Source organism: Promicromonospora aerolata (assembly GCF_042682255.1).
Lineage (GTDB): Bacteria > Actinomycetota > Actinomycetes > Actinomycetales > Cellulomonadaceae > Promicromonospora > Promicromonospora aerolata.
This window is the reverse complement of record NZ_JBHUHF010000001.1, coordinates 1,322,462-1,345,904: the sequence shown is the minus strand read 5'-3', so window position 1 is coordinate 1,345,904 and position 23,443 is coordinate 1,322,462. Positions and strand designations below refer to the sequence as shown.

17 protein-coding genes are annotated in these 23,443 nt (G+C 69.6%); 12 read left to right on the top strand and 5 right to left on the bottom strand.

Annotated elements, in window-relative coordinates:
* Positions 1-34 precede the first annotated feature (34 nt).
* Both treZ and treY read right to left on the bottom strand, forming a co-directional pair.
* Positions 35-1,861, bottom strand: coding sequence for a malto-oligosyltrehalose trehalohydrolase (treZ, locus tag ACFSL2_RS06090; protein WP_377196993.1), 1,827 nt, complete (start codon positions 1,859-1,861; stop codon positions 35-37).
* The gene (gene treY / locus ACFSL2_RS06085; protein WP_377196992.1) at positions 1,858-4,410 is read right to left on the bottom strand and encodes a malto-oligosyltrehalose synthase; all 2,553 of its coding nucleotides are present in this window, start codon (positions 4,408-4,410) and stop codon (positions 1,858-1,860) included. Before treY ends, treZ begins: the two co-directional genes overlap by 4 nt.
* A gap of 202 nt (positions 4,411-4,612) precedes the next feature.
* Between treY and ACFSL2_RS06080 the strand changes: the two genes are divergently transcribed.
* The 6 genes from ACFSL2_RS06080 (at position 4,613) to ACFSL2_RS06055 (ending at position 11,456) form a co-directional block, all read left to right on the top strand.
* On the top strand, positions 4,613-5,884 hold the full coding sequence (locus ACFSL2_RS06080; protein WP_377196991.1) for an NAD(P)/FAD-dependent oxidoreductase: 1,272 nt from the start codon (positions 4,613-4,615) through the stop codon (positions 5,882-5,884).
* A 174-nt stretch (positions 5,885-6,058) separates the two neighbouring features.
* Entirely contained in the window at positions 6,059-6,664 is a 606-nt protein-coding gene (locus ACFSL2_RS06075; RefSeq protein ID WP_377196990.1) for a response regulator, read from the top strand.
* Between the two features lie 164 nt (positions 6,665-6,828).
* On the top strand, positions 6,829-8,604 hold the full coding sequence (gene ggt, locus ACFSL2_RS06070; protein ID WP_377196989.1) for a gamma-glutamyltransferase: 1,776 nt from the start codon (positions 6,829-6,831) through the stop codon (positions 8,602-8,604).
* Between the two features lie 972 nt (positions 8,605-9,576).
* Positions 9,577-10,068 (top strand): hypothetical protein, encoded by a 492-nt coding sequence (locus ACFSL2_RS06065; protein ID WP_377196988.1) that lies wholly within the window; start codon positions 9,577-9,579, stop codon positions 10,066-10,068.
* 13 nt (positions 10,069-10,081) lie between these two features.
* Positions 10,082-10,918, top strand: a complete 837-nt coding sequence (locus ACFSL2_RS06060; RefSeq protein WP_377196987.1) for a competence/damage-inducible protein A — start codon at positions 10,082-10,084, stop codon at positions 10,916-10,918.
* Positions 10,911-11,456 carry a macro domain-containing protein gene (locus ACFSL2_RS06055; protein ID WP_377196986.1) on the top strand — a complete coding sequence of 182 codons (546 nt, stop codon included), beginning with the start codon at positions 10,911-10,913 and terminating at the stop codon, positions 11,454-11,456. The genes ACFSL2_RS06060 and ACFSL2_RS06055 overlap by 8 nt, the downstream gene beginning before the upstream one ends.
* A 64-nt stretch (positions 11,457-11,520) precedes the next feature.
* On the opposite strand, the gene ACFSL2_RS06050 is transcribed toward ACFSL2_RS06055, so the two are convergent.
* The 3 genes from ACFSL2_RS06050 to ACFSL2_RS06040 form a co-directional block, all read right to left on the bottom strand.
* Positions 11,521-12,156: an 8-oxoguanine DNA glycosylase OGG fold protein gene (locus ACFSL2_RS06050; protein ID WP_377196985.1), complete on the bottom strand. Its 636-nt coding sequence runs from the start codon at positions 12,154-12,156 to the stop codon at positions 11,521-11,523.
* Between the two features lie 237 nt (positions 12,157-12,393).
* Positions 12,394-12,762, bottom strand: a complete 369-nt coding sequence (locus ACFSL2_RS06045; RefSeq protein ID WP_377196984.1) for a hypothetical protein — start codon at positions 12,760-12,762, stop codon at positions 12,394-12,396.
* Positions 12,759-15,170 carry an AAA family ATPase gene (locus ACFSL2_RS06040; protein WP_377196983.1) on the bottom strand — a complete coding sequence of 804 codons (2,412 nt, stop codon included), beginning with the start codon at positions 15,168-15,170 and terminating at the stop codon, positions 12,759-12,761. The genes ACFSL2_RS06045 and ACFSL2_RS06040 overlap by 4 nt, the downstream gene beginning before the upstream one ends.
* Positions 15,171-15,485: 315 nt before the next feature.
* On the opposite strand from ACFSL2_RS06040, the gene ACFSL2_RS06035 reads away from it, so the two are divergent.
* Genes ACFSL2_RS06035 through ACFSL2_RS06010 form a run of 6 tightly spaced genes read left to right on the top strand, consistent with a single transcriptional unit; the run spans position 15,486 to position 23,398 of the window.
* The gene (locus ACFSL2_RS06035) at positions 15,486-16,244 is read left to right on the top strand and encodes a DUF4352 domain-containing protein (RefSeq protein WP_377196982.1); all 759 of its coding nucleotides are present in this window, start codon (positions 15,486-15,488) and stop codon (positions 16,242-16,244) included.
* A gap of 22 nt (positions 16,245-16,266) precedes the next feature.
* Positions 16,267-18,069 carry an anti-phage ZorAB system protein ZorA gene (gene zorA, locus ACFSL2_RS06030; protein WP_377196981.1) on the top strand — a complete coding sequence of 601 codons (1,803 nt, stop codon included), beginning with the start codon at positions 16,267-16,269 and terminating at the stop codon, positions 18,067-18,069.
* Positions 18,041-18,838: an OmpA/MotB family protein gene (locus tag ACFSL2_RS06025; protein ID WP_377196980.1), complete on the top strand. Its 798-nt coding sequence runs from the start codon at positions 18,041-18,043 to the stop codon at positions 18,836-18,838. The genes zorA and ACFSL2_RS06025 overlap by 29 nt, the downstream gene beginning before the upstream one ends.
* Positions 18,838-20,370: an EH signature domain-containing protein gene (locus tag ACFSL2_RS06020; RefSeq protein WP_377196979.1), complete on the top strand. Its 1,533-nt coding sequence runs from the start codon at positions 18,838-18,840 to the stop codon at positions 20,368-20,370. The genes ACFSL2_RS06025 and ACFSL2_RS06020 overlap by 1 nt, the downstream gene beginning before the upstream one ends.
* Complete coding sequence (locus ACFSL2_RS06015; RefSeq protein WP_377196978.1) at positions 20,370-20,696, top strand: hypothetical protein; 327 nt, start codon at positions 20,370-20,372, stop codon at positions 20,694-20,696. Before ACFSL2_RS06020 ends, ACFSL2_RS06015 begins: the two co-directional genes overlap by 1 nt.
* Positions 20,693-23,398, top strand: a complete 2,706-nt coding sequence (locus ACFSL2_RS06010; RefSeq protein WP_377196977.1) for a DEAD/DEAH box helicase — start codon at positions 20,693-20,695, stop codon at positions 23,396-23,398. The genes ACFSL2_RS06015 and ACFSL2_RS06010 overlap by 4 nt, the downstream gene beginning before the upstream one ends.
* Positions 23,399-23,443 lie beyond the last annotated feature (45 nt).

The window sequence follows — 23,443 nt, the reverse complement described above, 5'->3', positions numbered from 1 at the left end:
TGAGCCGTGGTGACGGGAGACCCACGCAACGTGGTCAGCCGGCGCCGCCTGCCCGCAGCACCACGACCCCCGGTCCGCCCACCGTCACGGAGGTCGTGCCAGGTCCGCTCTCCACCTTCGCCGGGTCGCCCCCGAGCAGCACCCCGGAGTCGAGCACGAGCGCCGGCGCCTCATCGTCGTGCGAGACCGCCACCGACACGGGCCCCTCCTCCAGCGCCAGCACGACGTCGATGCGGCCACCGCCGTCGACAGCGCCCCGAGTCAGCACCATGACCCCGTCTTCGACCCGGACCACCGCGGCCCGCCGGACCCCGGACGCGATCGCGGCCTCGGTGTGTCGGAGCCGGATCAGCGCCCGGTACAGGGCGAGCATCCGGCGTCCGCCGTCGGAGGAGACTTCCGCCCAGTCCAGCCGAGAGCTGTCGAAGGTCGAGCGGGCCTGCGGGTCGGGTACCTCGACGTCGGCCCCGTACAGCTCGGCCCAGCCGTGCCCGCCGAACTCTCGCGCGCGCCCGCGCGAGACCGCCTGGGCGAGCTCCGGTTCCTCGTGGTCGGAGAAGTACTGGAACGGCGTGGTGGCGCCCCACTCCTCGCCCATGAACAGCAGGGGCGTGCCGGGCCCGAGCAGTACGACGGCTGCGCTGACCGCGAGCCCACCCGGCGTCAGCACGCGGGACGGCCGGTCGCCGAGCGCCCGGTTGCCCACCTGGTCGTGGTTCTGGGAGCAGACGACGAAGCGGCGGCCGTCCAGGTCGGGCGGCACCGGCGCCCCCCAGGGCCTGTCGCGGAAGGTGGACCAGCCGCCGTCGTGCACGAAGACCTCGGTGAGGGCCTTGGCGAGCGTCTCGGGTGCGCCGAAGTCGACGTAGTAGCCGTGCCGCTCGCCGGTGAGCAGGGCGTGCAGGGCGTGGTGGACGTCATCGGCCCACTGGGCCGTCATGCCGTAGCCGGTGCGGCCCCGGAACACCTGCCCGGTGGGTGTGACGGTGCGGGGGTCGTTGGCATCGGACTCGGCGACCAGCGAGAGCGGCCGCCCGACCTCGGCGGCGAGCGCCGCGACGGCGTCGGACAGCTCGGCGAGCAGGTGCCGCGGTGAGTCGTCAGCGAGCGCGTGGACGGCGTCGAGGCGCAGGGCGTCGATGTGGAAGTCGCGGAACCAGCGCAGCGCCTTCTCGATGATGAAGGCGCGTACCTCGGTGGCGCCGTCGCCGTCGAGATTCACGGCCGCGCCCCAGGGCGTGTGGTGCCGGTCGGTGAAGTAGGGGCCGAACTCGGCGAGGTAGTTGCCCGACGGGCCCAGGTGGTTGTCGACGACGTCCAGGCAGACGGCGAGCCCGCGGGCGTGCGCGGCGTCGACGAAGCGCTGCAGCGCGGCCGGGCCGCCGTACGGCTCGTGCACCGCCCAGAGGGCGACGCCGTCGTAGCCCCAGCCGTGGTGTCCGCCGAACGCGGCCACCGGCATGAGCTCGACGACGTCGATGCCCAGGTCGACGAGGTGGTCGAGACGCTCGACGGCGGCGTCGAGCGTGCCCTCTCGCGTGAACGTGCCGACGTGCAGCTCGTAGGTGACGGCGCCGAGCACGCCGCGGCCGGGCCAGGCGGCGTCGGTCCAGGGGTGTGCGGCGGCGTCGAAGGTGCGGGACGGGCCGTGCACGCCGGCGGGCTGCCAGGGGCTGCGCGGGTCGGGGCGTGGCGGGCCGCCGTCGAGCGAGAACGCGTAGTCGGTGCCGGGTGGGAGACGGCGTTCGGTGCGCCACCAGCCATCGGGGTCGGCGGTCAGGGGCTGCGTGGTGCCGGTCGCCGGGAGCACGAGGTCGACGCGGGCGGCGTGCGGCGCCCAGAGGCGCAAAGGTGGGGTCATGCGGTCGTCCCGCCTCTCGGTGCAGCGGGACCGCCGGCCTCGGCCCGGTCGGTGGGCTCCGCCACGAGCAGCGCGACGGGCCAGGAGCCGAGGAGGTCGCTGAGGTGCGCGGCACCGGCGTCGGCGGAAGCGCCCGTGAGCACCGACCGCCAGGCCTCGTCCGGGAGCGGTTCGGGCAGGACGACGGACGCGTCCGCCAGGCCCGGCGTGTCACCGAGCCGGGTCGCGACGACGGCGACGCGCGGACCTGCGGCGTCGCACCGGACGAAGCCCACGGCGCGGGCCGTCGTCACGGGCAACGGCTCGTAGCCCGCGTCCTCGCCGACGAACGCGCCGGGGTGCTCCCGGCGGACGCGGAGCGCCGCGGCCGTCACCGCCAGCTTCTCCTCGGCGAGGCCGGACGGCGTCCGGCCCGTGTCGAGCGCGGCGAGCGTCGTGGCGAGCGCCTCCAGGTCGACGGGCCGCCGGTTGTCGGGGTCGACCAGGGCGATGCCCGTGACCTCGGTGCCCTGGTAGACGTCGGCGACTCCGGGCACGGTGAGCTGGAGCAGCTTGGTCGCGAGCACCGAGCGTCGGACGGTGGGGGCCACCAGATCGACCCAGCGGATGAACCCGGCGACGACGTCGGGGTGTTCGAGCAGGTCGGTCGCGTAGCGCACCAGGCCCTTCTCGCGGGTCTCGTCGGGTGCAGTCCAGGTGGTCCACGCCTTCTGCTCGCGCGACGCCTTGACCAGGTAGGCGGCCAGACGGTCGGCCTCGAGCGGTCCCGCCTCGGTCCAGGTGCCGGCGAGCGTCTGCCACAGCAGGTTCTCGGTGCGGCCGTCGAGGTCGGCGGGGCGCAGGCCGGCCGTGGCCTCGCGCAGGTGCCGCACGAGCGTGGCCCACTCGTCGGGGTGCGCGGCGACGGCCCCGATCCGGGAGCGCACGTCCTCGCCGCGCTTGGTGTCGTGCGTCGAGCCCGCGGTCATGGTCGCGGGCCAGGACTCGGCCGTGCGCCGGGCGTGCTCGTGGAGCTCGTCGGGCCCGACGCCGAAGCGGTCCGGGGACCCGCCCACCTCGCACAGGCTCACCAGGTGGGTCCAGCGGTAGTACGCGGTGTCCTCGACGCCCTTGGCCATGACGGCGCCGCACACCTGCGGGAACCGGACCACGAGATCGGCGCGCCGCTCCTCGCCCTGGCGGCCCGCCGAGCCGGCCTCCCGCCCGAGCACCAGGTCGACGACGAGGTCCAGCGTGTCGTGCCGGTCCGGGTCCAGCCGCGAGCGGGCGACGTCGGCCGCCTCGTGCACGACCCGCTCCGCCTCGGGCGGCGCCGCCTCCCCGGGCACGACGTACGCGCGGTACCGGCCGAACGCGACGACGAGCTCGACGACGCAGTCCTGCAGCGACCGGAACGTGTGGTCGCGCAGCCGCACGTCCTCGTGGCAGATGTCGGCGAGCATCGTGGTCAGCAGGTGGATCTCGGCGTGCAGCGACGTCTCGACGATCTGCCGCTTGGCCTGCTCGACCACCTCGTCGAGGGTGGTCTGCTCGCCCGTCACCTCGTGCATGAGGGCGGCGAGTGGGGCCGCGCCGTCGGCGTCGACCTGCAGCGCGTGCAGCCGCCACGCGGTGTCGTAGCCGGTGGTTCCCGCGACGGGCCAGTCGTTGGGCAGGGCCTCGTCCTCCTCGAGGATCTTCTCGGCCGCCACCCACGCCCCGCCGGTCGCCTCGTGGAGCCGGCGCAGGTAGCCGCGCGGGTCGGCCAAGCCGTCCGGGTGGTCGATGCGGAACCCGTCGATGACGCCAGCGTGGAAGAGGTCGAGCAGCAGCGCGTGCGTGGCGTCGAAGACCTCCGCGTCCTCCACGCGGATGCCCGCGAGCGTGCCGACGTCGAAGAAGCGGCGGTAGTTGAGCTCCTCGTCGGCCACGCGCCAGTACGCGAGCCGGTAGTGCTGGCGGCCCACCAGCTCGGCCAGCGGCAGGTCCTCGGTCTCGGGCCGGACGGGGAAGAGATGGTCGTAGTAGCGCAGGACGGGCTGCCGGGTGTGGCTGTCGGTGCCGCCGTCGCCGGGCACGACGACGTGGTCCAGGACGAGCTCTCCCGCGGCGAGCACCGTGCCGATCCGCGCGCCCAGCACCGGCATGAGCATGCCCTCGCCCTCGGTGAGGTCCACGTCGAACCAGTTCGCGTACGGCGACTCCGGCCCGTGCTTCAGCACGGACCACAGGGCGCGGTTGTGCCAGGCCGGCGTCGGGACGGCCATGTGGTTCGGGACGACGTCGACCACGACGCCCATCCCGCGCGCGTGCGCCGCGGCCGCGAGCCGTTCGAGACCCGCCCGGCCGCCGATCGTGTCGCTCACCCGCGTGTGGTCGACGACGTCGTACCCGTGCGTGGAACCCGGTGCGGCCTGCAGGACAGGGGAGAGGTAGAGGTCCGTGACGCCCAGGGCGTCGAGGTAGGGGAGGGCCTGCTCGGCGTCCGTGAACGTCAGGTCGGGGCCGAGCTGGAGGCGGTAGGTGCTGACGGGGGTGCGGCGGTCCGGTCCAGGGAGATGGGAATGCATGTGCCTCCGTCGCTCGGTGGGGGCTCGGCGGTGCGTCCGGCCTCACGGTACCGGCGGACCACCCGTGGGTCGCGGGGTGTCAGCCCGGCGGGTAGAGGTCGATCCAGACCTCGTCGGGACCGTTCCGCTCGTCATCGTCGCGCCCCGATCTCCCCACTGAGGGAGGAGGTGCAGACCGGTACCTGATGTCTACTGTCGGAGCATGGAATCCCCCCGTCCCCTGCCGCGCGTCCACGGCGTCCATCGCGTCGACTGTGTCGTGATCGGCGCAGGTGTGGTGGGAGCGACCATCACGCAACAGCTCGCCCGCCGCGGCGTCCGGGTCGCACTGATCGACAGCGCGCCCGGGATCGGCGGCGGCTGCTCGTACGCGAACGCGGCGATCGTGGCGCCCCACCATGTGACGCCGTTGGCGACGCCGGCACTGCTCCGTGAGGCCCCGGTCCAGATGCTGCGTCGACCGCCGGCCGTGCGGATGCAGGCCGACCCGAGCCTTGTCCCGTGGGCCGGGAGCCTGGTGGCATCGGCCGCCCCGCGGCGTGCCCACCTGGCCGGGGAGCGGTTGAGCAAGCTGGCGGCCGAGAGCACCCGGCTCCACTGTGGGCTGGCCGACGAGGGCCTCAGCCCGACGTTGCGCAAGACGGGGGCCATCGACGTCTACCTCCGGCCACCGCGGCGTCGTCATGCCGAGCTGCTCTCCTTCGAACGGCTGCAGGCCATCGAACCGTCGTTGGCGCCGGTCGCGGCGGGCGCCCACGACACCGAGGAGTGGACGCTGGAGAGCCGCAGCTTCGTCAAGGCCATGCTGGACGACGCATCCAGCCGGGGCGCCGACGTCTTCTTCGGCACGTCGGCGCAGCGGTTGCTGACGGAGCACGGGCGCGTCGTCGGGGTCGCCGCGGAGGGCATGACCCTCCTCGCCGATCACGTGGTCCTCGCGGCCGGGCTCGGGTCGGCGACACTGGCGGCCCAGGTCGGTGTGAACCTGCCGCTGCGCGGTGGGCGGGGCTACGTCATCGACGTCGCGGCTGGTGACCACGCCCCGACGCTGCCGGTCCGCATCAAGGAGCACCGCGTCGTCGTGACGCCACTCGCGGACCGGGTCCGCGTGTGCGGGGCCATCGAGTTCGGGGACGAGCGCAGACCGATGGACCCGGGTCGAGCGGAAGCCCTGAAGACCGTGGCCGCACGGGTCCTGCCAGGGCTCGAGGGAGCCGCCGTCATCGACCGCTGGGCCGGCGAGCGGCCGTGCACCCCGGACGGCGTGCCGGTCATCGGCCGGTCGACGAAGGTGGGGAACCTCTCGGTCGCCACCGGGCACGGCATGTGGGGGATGGTCCTGGCTCCGGTCACCGCCCGGATGATCACCGAGGCCGTCGTCGACGGCGCCGAGCCGGCCGACGACGCGTGGCTGGGCCCGGACCGGTACGACGGCCGGCGGACGGGATACGACCGAGCGTTGAGCACCACCTGACCTCGCCGCACGGCCAGGTCACCGCTCGAGTGCGAAGGACTCGTGCGCGAAAGACTCGGCGCGAAGGACTCGAGCGCGAACGACCCGAGCGCGAAAGAACCGTGCAGCGGCTATGCTCCGGCGAGCAGCACGAGGGCCTGATCCAGAGAGAGGGCACAGGATATGAACGCTCGGATGCGGGTCCTGTTGGTCGAAGATCACCCCGTGGTACTGCACGGCCTGCGTGCCATCTGCACCGACAACCCCACGATCGACGTGGTGGGGGAGGCGGCGACCGCGGCAGCGGCCCTGCAGTGCGCTCGCGAGCTGCAGCCGGACGTGGTGGTCGTGCCGGTCCGGCTCGGGGGCACCCGCAGCGGCATCGAGCTCTGCCGGTCGATCAAGAGCGTGTGCGACGCCCGGGTGGTGGTCTTCACGTCGTTCACCAGAACGGTCGACGTCCAGGTCGCGATGCTGGCCGGCGCCGACGCACTGATCAGCAAGACCGCATCCAGCGACGTCTTCATCGGTGCCCTCCAGCAGGTGACGGCCGGTCGGCAGGCGCTCTTCGTGGGAGCCAGCCCGACGCCGCAGGCCGTAGCGGCGAGCTTCGACGTGATGGAACCGCTCACCGAGCGCGAGGAGGAGATCCTCGGTCTGGTCGTCGACGGCCTCACCAACCCGGAGATCGCGGCACGTCTGACGATCGAGGTGTCGACGGTCAAGACCCATATGCGCAGCGTCCTGCGCAAGCTCGGGGTCGACACCCGGCGCGATCTGCTCGTCGAGCTGACCCAGTAGCTCGACCCCACGGCGCAGGAGCCGCCCGACACCGGCACCGCGCCGGCGCATCATCCTTCCGGGAGGATCTTTCGTCGGCGCCCCGCATCTAGGTTCTTCTCCAACGTGGAGAGCCGAGGCCCTCACCTCGTGATCAGCTCGCCACCCGCTGGAGAGGGGAACCCATGCGAGTTCGATCGAGAAGAGGCCTGGGCGCGCTGACCATGGCGGTGGCTCTGGCCGCCACGGCCGCGGCACCGGTGGCCGCGCAGCAGCAGACCGTTCCGGAAGCGGTGACCACCACTCAGGAGATGGTGGTCACGGCCAACCCGCTGGCGACCAGGGCGGGGGAGCAGGTGCTGCGCAACGGCGGGACCGCCGCCGACGCGGCCGTCGCGGCCCAGATGGTGCTCGGTCTGGTCGAGCCGCAGTCCAGCGGCCTGGGCGGTGGCGCGTTCGTCGTGTGGCACGACGCCGCGAGCGGCGAGGTCACCACCTACGACGGCCGGGAGAAGGCGCCGCTGGCCGCGACCGAGGACCGGTTCGCCGGGCTGTCGTTCACCGACGCCTGGCAGAGCGGGCTGTCGGCCGGCGTGCCGGGCACGCCCGCTCTGATGGAGGAGATCCATACCCAGCACGGCAAGCTGCCCTGGCAGCGGTTGTTCGCGCCGGGGATGCGTCTGGCGCTGGGTGGCTACGAGATGACCGACCGGACCGCCGCCCTGGTCGACGCCTACCTCGACAGGAACGACAGCTGCAGCGACCGGCTCTTCTTCCGCGACCCGGTGGCGTTCGAGTACTTCACCAACGGGTCCGAGACCGACTGCGCCGCCAAGCCCGGCGGCACCCGGATGCGCAACCCCGACTACGCGGACACCCTCAAGACGCTGCGCGACGAGGGCGCAGAGGGCTTCTACACGGGCCGGCTGGCCGAGGCGGTCGTCGAGGCGGTGCAGGAAGACCCGCACCTCCCCGGCGACATGACGCTGGAGGACCTGGCCGGCTACGAGGTGGCCGAGCGGTCGCCGGTGTGCAGCGACTACCGCGGCCACGAGGTCTGCGGCATGGGCCCGCCGTCCTCCGGCGCGCTTGCGGTCGGGCAGATGCTGGGCATCCTCGAGCACTTCGACCTCGGCGACGACCCGCTCGACCCCGAGGCGGTGCACCTGTTCACCCAGGCCGGGCGGCTGGCCTTCGCCGACCGCAACCTCTACGTCGGCGACACCGACTTCGTGACCGTGCCGGCCGAGGGCATGCTCGACCCGGACTACCTCGCCGAACGGGCCGCGCTGATCACCGACGAGGACATGGGTACCGTCGAGGCCGGCATCCCACCGGGGGAGTTCGACCCGACGGCGCCGCAGACCGAGTCCAACGAGTCGGGCACCAGCCAGGTCTCGGTCGTCGACCGCTACGGCAACGCCCTGTCGATGACCACCACCGTCGAGAGCGGCTTCGGCAACGGTGTCATGGTGGACGGCGGCGGGTTCCTGCTCAACAACGAGCTGACCGACTTCTCGTTCGCCGCGACCGACGCCGAGGGCACGCCGATCGCCAACCGCGTGCAGCCGGGCAAGCGTCCGCGCAGCTCGATGTCCCCGACGATCGTGCGGGACGCCGAGGGTTCGCTGGAACTGGTCACCGGCTCTCCGGGCGGTTCCCGGATCATCGGCTACACCGCCCAGTCGATCGTCAACGTGATCGACTTCGGGCTGGACCCGCAGCAGGCGAACAACGTGCCGCACGTCCAGAACAACAACGGCTCGACGGCGCTCGAGCCGCCGATCCCGGGCGTGACGCTGGACTACGACGTGGCGGCGTTGCGTGGCGCGCTCGAGGCTCGCGGACATCCCGTCACGGTGACGGAGCAGACCAGCGGTCTGAGCGTTATCCAGGTGACTCCGGAAGGGCTGGTCGGTGGGGCCGACTACCGGCGGGACGGGAGTATCGGGGGGCGGTGAGGTTTCGGTGATCGGCTGAGCGGCTGAGGGGGATGAGGGGCGGGGGCTGCACGGGGGCGTGGTCCCCGCCCGTCCGGATCATGGCCCTCGGCCGCTACCGCTGCTGGGTGGCGACGGCCTCTCGTGCAGCCGGCCCGAACCTCATGCGGAACGTTTGGATGGTGCGGACGGCCTCCTCGACGAGGACTACCACCTGGGGAAGGTCGCGGCGTCCGCCGTGCCCAGCGCGATCGTGACGTGCGGGCGGCTGTTGCCCTCTGGGCCGAACCGGGTGGGGTATGCGCCGGGTGCGGCGTCCGTCCTGGATCCAATCAGCCTGCTCGCGCCTCCTACCTGGGGCGTTGCGTAGTCGCTACGATCCAACGGGGTACATTGCCGAGACGGGGGTCGGGTTGCGCGAGCAGGTCAGGATCTGGGGAAGGCTCAACAGCTCACACACCACACGGGACCTGATCGAGAGGTTGGAGGCCTCGAGCCAGTGGCGGCTCAGACCAGGTACACAGAGCAATGGCTCAGTCCGGTCCACGTTGATGGACACCGACTTCCTGGACGTCGAGCGCGCCGCCGGCCTACGACGGCACCTCACCGACGTAGCAGTCGTGCGGGGGAGTGGCCCGGCACGGTCGCGCATCACGATCCGCAACGGGTCCGCTCTCCATTTCGACCTCGTCGCCGGTATCGAGAGTCCGTCGGCGGAGGTCAACCCCGAGCACATCGAAGAGCTCATTCAGGACTTCCGCGGACAAGTGCTCGACCTGGGGCTTGAGCCTGTGGGTGCGGCAGTCCGATATGCAGAGTCGGCCATGGTCGCCACCGGCGGTGACTCCAAGGTGCGAGAGCTTGCCAGCTGTGGCGAGGCACCCTGTCTCTTTCTGTACGACGGCGCCGTGCCGGTCCTGATCAGCCGTGACGGGGGGGTGTCCTGGCATCGACAACCCGATCGACGAGTTCTATCTGCACTCGGTCGCATGCATGGGCGCCCAGGATGTACTGGCGAACGTCCGCGACACGGTGCCGAATGCGGTCTCTGCACTGGCGGACCTCGGCTCGCTCGACCGTCGTGCGGACGACCGGCTGACCTTCTCCGAAGCACTCGAGGGAACGCATCGGCTTGCTTCGTTGCGGCGCGACCTGGTGCGGAACGAGGCTCGAAAGCGCATCCTTGTCGACTTTCGGCGCACGTCCTTGGGCGGAGCCGCCACGAGCCCACGCCACGCCGGTCTGTACTCCTACCTGGACCGCCATTTCGACGACTACTACCTCGGGCCGTTGGAGACCGCGCTCGGTGCGATGCGTGAGGGCGTCGACGAGATCGGCGAGCACTCGACGACGATTCTTGAGCTCGCGAGCCTCTCGTACGACATCAAGATTCAGGAAAAGCTGAAGATGATGCAGTGGATGTCGCTCGGGCTCGCCATTGCTTCCTTGGCCGTCGCGGTTGCCGCGATCATGACAGCGCTGTGAGAGGACAGAACACATGAGGGTCGCTCTGCTGGTGGTAGGAAACGAGATCCTGGACGGGTCGACGACGGACAGCAACAGCGGGTGGGTGTGCCGGCAGATCTCGGGCCGCGGGGCGAGCGTCGTACGGACCGCCGTCGTCCCTGACGACCCCCATGAGATCGGTCAAGGTCTGGACTTCTTGCTGCAGGCCGAGCCGCGCTTGCTCATCACCCTCGGTGGACTCGGCCCGACACGCGATGACCTCACGGTGGGGGCGGTCGCCGACCATTTCGGTGTTCAGCTGGCCGAGCACTCCGATGGCGCTCGGATCGTCAGCGAGCGGTACGCGGCGCTCGCCGAGGTGGGCCGGGTAGGGGACACGTCGAGTCCGGCAGCGCTTCAGGCACGGGGGAAGATGGCGCTCCTGCCGGAGGCCGCAGTCGCTCTCGACAATCAGGTCGGGGCAGCCCCGGGCGTCTGGTTCGAAGCCAAGGAGGACCTGGCGGTCCTGAACTTGCCGGGCGTGCCGTCCGAGCTGAAGTACATCTTCGTCAATGAGGCCGGGCCACACCTCCAACGTGTGCTGGGTGTTGGGTTCTTCCGGTCCGCGACGATCGTGACCTCAACGAACGACGAGTCGGAGCTGTCGGCCTCGCTCGCTGCGTTCGACGAGAAGCACGGGGATCCGGACATCTATCTCAAGTCCAGGGCCAAGCGCTTCGGCAAGGACGTTCGGATGCAGGCGACGATCTCGAGCCGAGGGAGCGACCTGGACGACGTCACTGGCCGGCTCGCAGCGGCTATCGAGGCATTCCGGTCCGAACTGACGAGCGCGTCCATCGAGGTGCAGTCGGTGACGTTCGATGAATGATGCAGCGCGTGGTCTCGTGGACACGCGATCTCGAGCGGGTCGCCGTGTCGAAGTAATCCTCGGGGACCTCACTCAGATCGCCGCCGACGCCATCGTCTGCCCAGCGAACAGCTACGGGACCATGGGCGGCGGCGTTGCAGCGGCGATCACACGTGCCGGCGGGAACGACATCGAGACCGAAGCCGTGCGCAGATCGCCGATTCCGCTCGGTAGCGCGATCCTCACTACCGCCGGCACCCTGCGTGCTGAATCGGTCATCCATGCGCCCACCATGCGAAACCCGGTCGCCGAGGCGACCGAGGTGAATGTCCGTCGGGCGATGGAGGCGGCGTTGGCCCAGTGCGATGAGCACGGGGTCGTGACTGTGGCGTTCCCAGGAATGGGTACGGGGACGGGCGGAATGCCGTACGCCGACGCCGCAGCGGTGATGGTTGCCGCGATCGATGGTCATGCCGATCGACGCTTTCCCGCGCTCATCAGGCTGGTCGCCTCGAATGACGAACTGGCCACTGCGTGGGTCCAGGTGCTGTCAGGCTGACCGTTCGAGCGCTTGCATCTCGCGTTGCCCACGCCCAGCCCGCTGTGGGCAACGTCGAGGGCGCTCACTTGCCGTCCCGGGAGAACAAGACCCACTCAATCCACTGTGCACGGCTGGGCGACCCGGCCCACTCGTGGACGGCTTCCACGTACGCCTGGTATTTCGCGGCGGGCTGCCTGCTGCCAGCCAGCTCTGAAACGGTCAGTTCGAGCGTTTGGTTGAGCGTGTTCCAGATGTTCTCGTCCAGGATGAGTGGTTGCCAATTGCGCCCGTCCTGTCGTCCGGCGAAAGTGAACCACTTGCTGAAGAATGATTCGCCGACGGAGAGACCTGGTCGCCACGCGCGATAAGCCGTGGCCAGTTCGCTGGTATTCGCTGCTGCGCGGAGGATCGCTGATGTCTGTCGCAAGTTATCCAACAGGGCGCCCGGCTGCGCCAGCGATTTTGCGGCGTTCTGGAATCCCCATCGGGATTGTTTACCATTTCCCCAGGCGAGCACGAGAAGCCAGAGGGACAGGACTTGGTCGTCGTCAGTCAGGTCGGTCGAGTCGGCCAGCCAGTTGATCGTGTGACGTGTCACGGACCGTTGGCCGAGCCCGACCAGTGTCGTGGTGTCGTCGCTCTCTAGGGCCAGCCGAATGAAATCCTCAGTGAGCACGTCCTGCAGTTCGTGTACCCACCGGTCGGGGTTGAAGACCACCGGATCTTGTTCCTCTCCACGGCGTGAGTCGAGGAGACGAGCAAGTGCCGGTGGTTCTGGGTATGGAGCCATGGTCGAAGTCCTTTCAGTACCACAACTTGTACAGGTGCGCACCTTTGGTGAGGACGTGCGCCTCGACCAGGGCATTGCCGGTCACGGTAGCGTGCAACTGCCCCAGGTAGGGAGCTTTCCGCGGGCCAGGAGGTGAACTCCTCCGGTGGGCTGGTTCTCCTGTGCCTATCGCGCCGCGAACTTCGCCACGTCGCTCACCTGACGCATCAGATCCTCCACCTCACTCAGAGTGGGGGAGAGCTCATAAGCGTGCTGGTGCACCGCCCGGGACAGGCGGTTCCACGCTGACTCCGCATCGCCTGCGAGCTCCGGCGCGGTGTCCTCGTACAACGCTCGCAGGCAGATGAGAGCCACCCTGTTCGTGGAAGTGCCGAGCGCAGCGCCCTGAGTACCTACCAGTTCGCGGTACGTCTGCTCCAGCACGGACCGCAGCAGCCAGCACACCATGCGCAGCGACTGGTGCCCCACGGGGCCTGAGCCCTGCATCAGACGCTCAGCCTGCTCAAGGTCGGCCGCCCACCGACCCAGGCTCATCGGATGCCTCCAACCAGGTCCTCGATCGTCTTGCGGACAGCGTCCAGCGCGCTTTCCGCAGGGCCCTGCAGGCCGTCGTGCACTCCCGCACCCGCCACGCCGAGGGCTGCTCTGCGGTAGCCGTGTCCCGGTGCCCGTGACCAGGCCGTCGCATCGCCGCCTACGGCGAGCCCGACACGCTCCCGGGTACGGTATGCGCCCTCCCAGTCTCGTTCGACGACGCGGTGCGGAACTCCGTTGGCCAGTGCAACGGCAAAGTACCGGTCGCGGGCAGCGGCCTCGACCGCCAGCCGCAGCATTCCGGGCAAGACCTTGCGCAGAGTCGGCGCGGGCAGGCCCGGGTCCTTGCAGAGAGCCCTGGCGTCCTGGAGGAACCGTCTGGCCGGCGTGTAGGTGTTGACCACGTCAATGGCCGACGATGTCCCACGCGTCACCTCCAGTACCGTCGCCCGGACCGACGAGCGGCGCACGGCCGCTGCCAGCCGGTCGTCGTGGGAGAAGACGACGACCTGTCGGGTCTCGGCGATCTCGGCCAGGACCTCGACCAGCCCGTCCACCTTCGCGGGGTCCATCGCCTGCACGGGGTCGTCGAGCACCACGAAGCGGAACGGGCTGGCTTCCATGGTGGCGCGCGGAAGGAAGAGGGCCAAGGACAGAGCGTGTAGCTCGCCCTGGCTGAGCACCGCGATCCCGGAAGCATCCGTGCCATCGACGGTGGCATCGATCGTGACTCGGCGACGAGTCGCGGTGCCGGACAGAGACAGCCCGGCGATCTCGACGTTGCTCTCCTGTCGCAGGAGCTCCCAGATACGGGCGGCATGTTCGCTGATGGGGGCGAGTCGTTCGTTCTTGAGGGTCTGGTCGTTCGCCTTGAGCCAGCTCAGCGCGGCCTTGACATGGTCGGCGTCGGGCTTGGCAGCAGCTGCGTCGTCGGCCAGGTCGGCAAGGCTCCCGACCCTGCTGGCCAGAGGTGCCCAGGAATCGTCGCGTGCGGTCAGGGCCGATGCGGCCGCGGCGCGTACGTGAGCGACGGACGTAGCGAGGCCTGGCAGGTGGGTGGTGATGTGGTCGGCCAGCTCCAGGTCGTCAGGTGGGGCATCAGCCCACGCACGCCAGGCCCGGAGAGTGGTGTCGCGTACGCGCTCGACGGCGGAATCTGCTGCCGCGGACAGTGCGGCCGGCACACCGTGGATCACGGCTCGGGCCGCAGCACGGGCCCGTTCAAGACGTGATGTCGCCGCGGCCAGCCTGCCGAGGGCGGCATCTGCATCGTCGGCCTCGGTGCGAAGAACGGAGGCCTGGCCCGCGTCGAGTGTTCCGACCCCGCACACCGGGCATGCCATGTCACCGTCATGCTGGTGCGCCATGAGTGCGGCGCGGATCACCGTGAGGCGGCGCTGCAGGGCGACCGAGGCCTCGTCGGCGACCTGCGCGCACGATGCGACAGCGGCGCGCAGCTCGGCGGCGGCCGCCTCGGCCGCGGGGGCGTCGAGGCTGTTCAGGCTCGCGAGCGCACGAAGAGTGGTGATGCCAGTTCCCGGCGTGGCCGCCGTGCCGGTCGCCAGGGTCCGAAGGGCGGCGGTGTCGGGGAGGGTGCGCCTCAGCAGGGTGACGGCCTGGGTGATGCGCTGGTCGGTACCGTCGTCGTGAGCGCGCAGTGTGGTGAGGAGGTCGCCACGAGACTGCTTCAGCGCGCGTGCCGGCTGCTCGAGCCTCTTGCGCTCGGAGTCGAGGTGCTTGATCGCGTCTGCAAGCTGACCTAGGCCCAGGACGGTGGACAGCGCGTCGTAGAGCTCGCTCGGCCGGGCGGAGAGAACCTGGCCGAGCTCCTCGTAGGTCAGCAGCGGACGAAAGGTCTCCAGCGCGGACTCCCAGAGCGCGTTGCCGACATCGGTGTCGCCGGTCAGGGCGGTGGACCGGGAGTCGAAGTCGTCGCTGGTCCACTCGTTGACCAGCAGGGCCTTGTCTCCGCCGTCGACCTGGAGCTGGACCTCGACCCGTGGCGAAGCGTCGCAGTGCAGGTTGCGCCATGGGCCGAGCCACTGGGCGCTGCGGTTCCGCCACCGGTAGGTGGTGCCGGTGAGCGCCACCTCCAGCGCCTCGGCGAACGATGACTTGCCCGAGCCGTTGCGCCCCGAGACCACCGTCAAGCCGGGACCAGCGGGAATCTCGAGGTGGGTCTCACGACCGATGCCGCGGAACGACCGGACGGTGATCCGGTCAAGGTAGACGCCACCCGTCGCATCTGTGCCCGCATCACCGCCTGTCGGCGCGGAGACGTCGTTCGGTGGTTCCCCCTCCGGGCTGTCGACGGCGTCCAGGGCGCCGCGGACGCTCAGGCGCACGGATTCGTCCAGTCCGGGGTCCTCGTCGAGGCGGCGGCCGACGAGTTCGGTGAGTTCGCTCATGGTGGTGCCTTCCCTGCCCAGGGCCGACCGGGTGCCGGCTCATGGAGCTCATGGAACCGGCGGGTGCAGCGGTTGGCGCGAATAGACGGGAGAACCGGGGTTATCAACCGACGCCTCGTCATCTGTCGCGCGGGTCGATTCGATGAGCGAGTCCGAACCACACCGAAGATTCGAACCACACCCAAGAGGAGCGACACCATGTCCGTCCCACCCGCATCCGATCCTCAACGGCCGGAACCCGTCAGCCAGACCCCCGCGCAGTGGTCAGTCGACCGCGCGTCGACCCACCCGGCGCCGGCATACCCGATCGCGCCCGTGCAGCCGACGAATGGAGCGGCGACGGCGAGCCTGGTCCTTGGCATCGTCTCGATCGTCACGAGTCTGCTGTTCGTCCCCGCGATCGTCGGTCTGATCCTCGGCATCGTCGGTATCGGTCGGGCACGTCGGCTCACGCCCCAGGTCGGGAGAGGCAAGGCGATCGCCGGGATCGTGCTGTCCACGCTCGGCCTGCTCACGGGGATAGGGATCGTCGGCGCGCTCACGAGTGGTGACGACTCAGAGGCCGGTGGTGCACCGGCCCCCGTCGTGCAGCAGCAGGAAACCGACGACGACAAGGCCGACGACGGTCAAGCTACAGAGCCAACGGAGCCGGCAGAGGAACCCGAGGCGGAACCGGCGCTGCCCGGCGTCGGCGACGCCGTCCGCGACGGCAAGTTCGAGTTCACCGTCACCAAGGTCGAACCTGGGGTACGCGAGATCGGTGACGAATTCCTCAGCCAGGAAGCGCAGGGGCAGTTCGTGCTCGTACACCTCACGGTGGAGAACATCGGCAACGAGTCGCAGTACTTCGACGGCAACAACGTCACGGCGTACGACGCGAAGAACCGGGAGTTCGCAGCCGACACCGAGGCAGCGATCTACCTCGATGACTCCAACTCCTTCCTCAACGAGATCAACCCGGGGAACTCGGTGGAGGGTGTCGTGGTCTTCGACGTCCCTGCCGACGTCGAGCTGAGCAAGCTGGAGCTGCACGACTCGGCCTTCTCCGGCGGCGCCGAGGTAACGCTGGGCTGACGCCCGCGACCGACTGGAGCTGGTGGTCCGCCGATCCGGCCAAGGCCGGCGCGGCGGACTCGTCGCCGGGCGCGCGATTCACCCGGGTGACATTGCGTCATCAGCGGCGATATCGGGTCGAGCGTCCCGAGCCAGACCTGAGGATTGGTCCACCACGCCGCAGATCCGTGTACGGACGTGTCCACAAAAGGAGTGCCACACCGCGATGTCTTCGTCCCTCATGGCGTTTGTCCCGACGTCACCGATCTCCATCGTCGTCTGTTTGCTGGTCGTAGCGATCGCCGTGCGAGCGGCAGTGATGATGTGGCTCGGTGCTCGGAAGGCAAAGAGCCGCACTGCCGAGTTGCGGCGGATGATCACGGGCCTTGAGCAGGCCGATCTGGTGTGGCGGCGTGGTGAGCTTGCCGAGGTTGCGAACGGTTCGTCGGACCAGCACATCCGGGATGCCTGGCGCGAGTTCGACGAGACACTCGTTGCAACGAGCGACGGCGGGCAAATCTGGAACACCCAGCCTGCCGAGACGTTCTTCGGGACCCAGGAGTTGGCGCCCGAGATCCATCACAACCGATTTCTCACTGCGTCACCGTCGATCCTCACTGCACTCGGTGTGCTCGGTACCTTTGCGGGGCTGGCGCACGGACTCGGAAACATGGGTCTGTCTTCGCGGGCGTCCCTGGATGACCTGATGTCGAGCCTCGACGTGCTGATCGAAGGTGCCGGAGCAGCCTTTGTCACATCGCTGTGGGGTGTGCTCGCCAGCGTTATCCTCACGATCACCCATCGGATTATCGAGCAGCGCACCGACGGCAGAATCGATGCTCTGCAGCGGACGATCGACGGGCTGTTCGAGAATCACTCGCCCGAAGAGTCGCTGCTCCGCATCCAGCAGCACACTGATGCGTCGGTCACGGCGATCAATGACATGGGTGAGAAGATCGGCAACAAGCTTCAAGAGGTGGTGGGCCAGACGTACGCCCAGGCCGCCGTGCAGTCGAGCGAGGTCTTCGAGGTACTCGTCGAGAAGTTCACCGAGGAGTTCCGGGCCATGGGCACCAGCCTCGCTGCCCGGCTGGAGAACGCCACGACCGAGCTTTCCACCACGCTCAACGGCGTGGCCGAGGCGACCGCGCGCCAGGTGGCGCTGCTCGACGAGCACCTGCCGCGTGTCGTGACGAACCTGGACCACGCAGCCGTGCGCATCCAGGAAGTCAGTGACGGTCTCGGGCCGGCAGCCGAGAAGCTCCGTGCCACGGCCGACATCTTCGACCGGTCTGCAGGTGCTCTCGGAGATGCCGTCGCCGACGGCGTCGAGAAGCTCGATGACCTGGGGGACCGCACGGCGTCGGCCGTGACGACCGTCGCACGGGTCGGTGAGCAGCTGGAGTCGCTCTCGGCGACCACCCTCACGGCGGCCGAGCTCATCGGCGAGGCCGCGGGGCAGGTCAACGGCGGCTTCACCGAGCTCCAGGACCGGCTCAAGGCACTGACGACGTCGGTCAACGAGTGGCTGAACGACTACGAGCGCGAGGTCGGCAAGCAGGTCGAGACCCGCATGTCCGAGTGGAACACCCACACCCGTGACTACTCCGACCAGATGACCCGCGTCACCCGTGCGCTCGCGGACCTGTTGGAGGAGCTCGAGTCGTCGGCCAGCCGCTCCGGCAACCAGTTCGACCGGCTCCACGAAAGCCTGGGTGTCTATACCGACGCGCTGGGCACCGCGATCACCCGGATCGCCCCCGAACCTGCGGCGCGCACCGCAGACACGCAGGTGGCACACGCAGGGGAGGTGACCGGTGTTCCGTCGGACGTCACGACCGCGTAGGGCGGAGCAGACGGGCGAGAGCCCTTACTGGATCTCGTTCTCGGACCTGATGTCGGCACTGCTGTTCGTGTTCATCCTGACCCTGATGGTGGTGATCATCCGCCTGCAGGATCAGCAGGAAGACCTTGTCGTCGCGCAGAAGACGGTGCAGGAGCAGGAAGCGATGTTCACCGCGCAGATCGATTCGGTCCGCGAGTCAGAGCTCGTCCGTGCGCAGATGCTTCTCGAGATCCAGGAGCAGCTCGCCCAGCGCGGTATCCCGGTCGAGGTCGACGAGTCATCGTCGGTCCTCAGTATCCCTACGTCACTGCTGGGCTTCGACTCCGGTTCGTACGAGATCGCGGAAGGCAAGCAGCAGACCGCACTCACGATCGGTCAGGTCGTGGCCGAGGTCGTCGCGCAGGACGACCGCTACGAGGCACTGGACACGGTGTTCGTCGAGGGCCACACGGACAATGCGCCGTTCACTGGCCTGGAAGGAACGGGAAACTGGGGCTTGTCGACGTTCCGAGCGATCTCGCTGTGGCGGCTCTGGGAGTCGGACGCCCGCGCGAGCACACTGAAGGAACTGCGCAGTGTGGCCGACGAACCGCTGTTCTCGGTGTCGGGCTACGGCGAGACCCGGCCGACCGGACCAGACCAGACCACCGAGGCGGCTCGGGCGAAGAACCGCCGCATCGACCTGCGGTTCACGGTGGTGCGGCCCACGGCCGACGATCTGGCCGCGATCATCGAGCACAAGGCAGACCTGGGCGAGGCGCAGGGCTGATGGCCGACATGTTCCAGCGCGCAGTGCGGTTCGCCGCTCCGGAGTGGCCCGCCGACAACGCGGTCCGCTGGTCAGGACTCGCGCAGCAGGCCTCTGGCGTCGGGCAGGGGATGGGGGCCTCGGGGGCTCGGTTCGCCGATCTCGTCGCGCACATCCGGAGCCTGCTCGCGCAGGGAGCGTTCGATGCCGTCGCCGACCGTTTGGGCGAGCGGCGGGTGCTGCGTGCGCTGCTCACCGTGTGGGCGGCAGACGATCTCGCCTGGATGTCGATGCCCACGCTGTTTCCGGCCGCTCGGACCCAGCTGCTCGAACGGCCGAGCCGGCTGACCTGCACCGTCCTCGCAGCGCTTTTCTGGAAGGTCTTCGACCGGCTCGAAGCCGCGGGCCAGGGCCTCTTCGCCGCGGTCGGGGGGACGTTGTACGAGGTGGCACAGCAGGTAGTGGCCGACGACGGGGACACGGCGGGCCCGCTCAGTGCGATTGCCCGTTCGCCGGGGCACTGGCTCACCGCCCAGTCGCCGGCCACCCTGGCGGCGGACCTCGTGACCGCGGGTCTGAGCATGGACGATCACCTGCGCGCCGTCGGCGTGGCCGGGATGGAGGGCCGGTTCGGCATCCTCGCACGCCGCGAGTACTACCTCGCCGAGATCGCCCGAGCCGACCACAGCCTGGACGGCCACCCGTTCCTGACCGACGTCACCCGGGAGGCGGTCAAGGCCGCAGAGACGGAGAACGACCTCTCGTTCGGCCATGCGCTGCTCACCGCCCTGTGCGACAAGCCGATGGCGGTGGACCCGTCCACGCAGTGGTTGGAGGCGATCACGGGGATCGGTGGAGACCCGCGGCTGCGAGAGAAGGAGCACTGGCGCCGCTGGTGGTCGGCAATCCGCCCCGACCTCACCGAGCGGGCCGCGCGCTGGATGGTCGGCGCCGATCTTCAGGTGTACTTCGACGCGCTGGACGACTACGCCACCCATCACGGTACGGACAGCATGAGGCGGATGCTCCCGGCCCGCACGACCTTCCTCCGCGGCCTGTACCGGAGTGGTCTTGTCCGCGAGGTGCGACTGATCCTTGGCGACGAGGTGCGCCGGGGCATCATGCGCCGCTCTCGCGGTGTCTCGATCGACGCCGCGCGCTACATCGGGGCGAACGCGGCCGAGACCGCCGTCGTGGTGCTCACCTGCGAGGGCTTCACGGTGGTCGAGGGGTCGCACAACTTCCAGATCTATCTGTATGCGGGTGACCCCCTGCCGATGCTGACCGACCCTCGGCGGCGCGTCTACTCCCTGACCGACTTCAAGGACACAGTTCCGGAGCGTCACCGTGGGATCCACGGCGAAGGCCGACAGACGCGGTACCGACACAACGAGATCTGGCAGCCCAAGGCGCTCGAGTTCCTCCGCGGCATCGGCGTGACCGTCGACCCCCGAGCCGTGTACTCGGCCGGGGACTTCGAGAAGCAGCGCCGGCGTGAGCTGTACGGCGCCACCACCTACACCACGACCCACCGCCGCACGGGATGGAACTGATGAAGCTACGCAACCTGCTGCGGGGAAGCAGCACGGCGACCGAGCCGGAGGACAGTGGCTTCGCCGTCGCGCCGCGCGACGGCATGGTCGCCTTCACCACGACGGCGGACGATCTGTCCGCGCTCCGCTCCGGCGCCGGTCCGGTGCGACGACGACTGCAGCTGCTTGCACTGGAAGCATTGGCCGAGCAGGGCGTGGCCCTGCCGGTCACCGACGGCTACGTGGTACCCGACGACGTCGTCGCGAACCTCGACACCGATGAGGCCGCCTTCCTCGGGATCCCAGAGATGTTCCCGGGACGATCGCCGGGCAGGTCCGTGGTGTGACCACCGGCGAACACTTCGCGGTCGACCTGCAGGTGATGGAGGGCAAGTACGCGCAGCCGGTCCGCCGGTCGGGCCCGTTCGTCGACGTGGGTACGCGTCGTTACCGCCTGGCACCAGCGGTGCTCGACGCCGTCCGCGCCGTCGAGGCGCACTCCGCACTTCCGATGGGGCAGCGCACCGAAACGCGCAACGTGCGGCTGCTCGCCGAGCTGCGGCAGGCGCTCGACGGGGCCGCTCAGGACGGGTCCGAGCGCGAATCCCCAGCGCTGGACATCGATCTGCGACAGCTCGCCGAGACCCGGGTGGTCCGGCCCGACCGGGTGGGCCTGATCGTCGAGCAGCGGCCTGACGGCGGCCTCGACGTCCAGCCGGACCTCGGCGTCGGTGTGGACCCGGACAAGACTGCCCGCCGATGGCACCACCTGGACTCTGACGCCGCCGACGGCGGCGTGCTGCGCATCGAGGACGACCTGGTGCTCCTGGACGAGCACGAGCGCGCGGCCGTCAGCGAGGTCCGGCAGAACGCCCACATCGCCGCGGACCAGGTCGACGACTTCATCCAGGCGCCCGGCGACTTCTTCGACCCCGATCTGGTCGATGTCGAGCTCGGATTCGGGTTCCGTGTCACGGGAATCGGCAGGATCGCGCCGATGACTTTCGCCAAGGCCGGCGAGAGCGGCATCTCCTGGCTCGCCCGGGACGGGGTAGCGGGCCCGGAGGCGCTCGCCACGAAGGCGCGTTCCCTGCCGGAGCACGCCGAGATCGAGACGAAGGTCGACCAGGCCTGGCAGGCCGGCCGTGACGTCGTCACGCTCGACGACGGGCTCGTCGATATCGCCGACCGCAGTCGGGTGCGTGAGGTGCTGGAAGCATCGCGGACCCAGCTCGAACAGCTCGGTGCGGACCTGGCCGGCGCCTTCTCCGGTCCGGATCAGGAGCAGCGCGACACCGTTCGGGTCGGGGTGATCGTTGCCGATGCCACTGACCTCGCCGAGCAGCAACGCGCCGCAGCGCGGGCCGCTCAGCCGCGGCGCGCCGTCACCTACGACGACCTGCGCATGGACCCGTATCCGCACCAGCGTGAGGGCATCGAGTGGATGACCGGTCTCATGCACGGCACCCTCGACGCCGACGGGAAGGCCCCGGCGCGCATCCAGGGGGCGATCCTCGCGGACGACATGGGCCTGGGCAAGACGTTCATGACGCTGGTCGCCCTGCGTGAGTACCTCCGCGCGGAGCAGGACGACGAGCGCCACGCCCGTGTCGGTCAGGGCCGCCCGACGCTCGCGGTCCTGCCCGTCGCGCTCCTGGAGAACTGGCTCGAGGAGCTGGACCGCGTCTTTCCGGAGTCGCCGTTCGACGACGTCGTGCTGCTCCAGGGCCCAGGGCTCAAACAGTTCCGGATCCGCGGTGCGCGACGAGAGACCGCGGTGGGGGAGCACGACCTGGACTCTCGCGGGATGGTTCGCGACGACGTCGTCGCGCAGCGGACGAGCCTGCGGATCGGGCCGGAGCACGGTGCGACTCGCCTGGACATGCCGAACCGGCTGGTGCTGACCACCTACGAGACGCTTCAGCGCTACCAGATCTCGCTCAGCCGGGTGGACTGGGGCGTCGTCGTCATGGACGAGGCACAGAAGATCAAGAACCCCGAGACCCTGGCCGCCCGAGCAGCCAAGGGCCTGAGAGCGCGGTTCAAGCTGCTCGCGACCGGCACGCCGGTGGAGAACGAGCTGGGGGACTTCTGGTCCCTCGTCGACACCGCCCAGCCGGGGCTGCTCGGTACATCCGCGGACTTCCGGGCGCGGTGGGTCAAGCCGATGGAGTCGGCATCCAGCGCCGAGAAGGGTGAGCTCGGTCGCGACCTGCGCGCCGCGGTCGGCCCCTTCATGCTCCGCCGGGTCAAGGAGGACCACCTCAAGGAACTGCCGGCCAAGCATCTGCACACAGTTCGGCACACGATGCCGCAGATCCAGGTCGACGCGTACGACGAGGTGCTGCACCGCTTCCGGACGTTCGGCCGCGGTGTCCAGGGTGCTGCGTTCAAGGCGTTGCACGGGCTGCGGCTGGTGAGCCTGCATCCACAGGCGCCAGGTCCGTTCGACAGCGACCAGAGCGCGTTGCAGCTGTCGGCCCGCACACATGCCACGGCGGAGATCCTCGACGAGGTGCGGGACCGCGGAGAGAAGGCGATCGTCTTCGTCATCGACAAGGGGGTCCAGCGGGCGCTGTCCGGCTGGATGATGCAGCGCTACGGCCTGGCCGTCAGCGTGGTCAACGGTGACACCGCGGCGACCTCGACGGGCGGCGGCGCGACCCGCAAGAGCGTCATCCGCCGCTTCGAGCAGGCCGACGGCTTCAACGTCATCATCATGTCCCCGCTGGCCGTCGGGGTCGGACTGACGATCGTGGGCGCCAACCATGCCATCCATCTGGAGCGGCACTGGAATCCGGCCAAGGAGGCACAGGCGACCGACCGCATCTACCGCATCGGACAGAAGCGGGACGTGCACGTCTACCTCCCGATGGCGCTCCACCCGGACCGGGACTCGTTCGACGTCAACCTCGACCGGCTGCTGGCGAACAAGACCTTCCTGTCCGACGCAGTGGTCGCGCCGGAGGTCGTGAGTGGCGACGAGCTGTTGAACGGCCTGGGTCTGGACGCCGGAACCGCGTCCGACCCGGTCGACCGAGAAGGCTGATAACCCGGGTTCACAAGGTCTCGCTGCTGTCGGGCGCGGCGTCGG

What these genes read in the sequence shown, in the direction of transcription:
- treZ (WP_377196993.1), bottom strand. Translation starts at nt 1,861, where the DNA reads ATGACCCCACCTTTGCGCCTCTGGGCGCCGCACGCCGCCCGCGTCGAC.
- treY (WP_377196992.1), bottom strand. Translation starts at nt 4,410, where the DNA reads ATGCATTCCCATCTCCCTGGACCGGACCGCCGCACCCCCGTCAGCACC.
- ACFSL2_RS06080 (WP_377196991.1), top strand. Translation starts at nt 4,613, where the DNA reads ATGGAATCCCCCCGTCCCCTGCCGCGCGTCCACGGCGTCCATCGCGTC.
- ACFSL2_RS06075 (WP_377196990.1), top strand. Translation starts at nt 6,059, where the DNA reads ATGCGGGTCCTGTTGGTCGAAGATCACCCCGTGGTACTGCACGGCCTG.
- ggt (WP_377196989.1), top strand. Translation starts at nt 6,829, where the DNA reads ATGCGAGTTCGATCGAGAAGAGGCCTGGGCGCGCTGACCATGGCGGTG.
- ACFSL2_RS06065 (WP_377196988.1), top strand. Translation starts at nt 9,577, where the DNA reads ATGGGCGCCCAGGATGTACTGGCGAACGTCCGCGACACGGTGCCGAAT.
- ACFSL2_RS06060 (WP_377196987.1), top strand. Translation starts at nt 10,082, where the DNA reads ATGAGGGTCGCTCTGCTGGTGGTAGGAAACGAGATCCTGGACGGGTCG.
- ACFSL2_RS06055 (WP_377196986.1), top strand. Translation starts at nt 10,911, where the DNA reads ATGAATGATGCAGCGCGTGGTCTCGTGGACACGCGATCTCGAGCGGGT.
- ACFSL2_RS06045 (WP_377196984.1), bottom strand. Translation starts at nt 12,762, where the DNA reads ATGAGCCTGGGTCGGTGGGCGGCCGACCTTGAGCAGGCTGAGCGTCTG.
- ACFSL2_RS06040 (WP_377196983.1), bottom strand. Translation starts at nt 15,170, where the DNA reads ATGAGCGAACTCACCGAACTCGTCGGCCGCCGCCTCGACGAGGACCCC.
- ACFSL2_RS06020 (WP_377196979.1), top strand. Translation starts at nt 18,838, where the DNA reads ATGGCCGACATGTTCCAGCGCGCAGTGCGGTTCGCCGCTCCGGAGTGG.
- ACFSL2_RS06015 (WP_377196978.1), top strand. Translation starts at nt 20,370, where the DNA reads ATGAAGCTACGCAACCTGCTGCGGGGAAGCAGCACGGCGACCGAGCCG.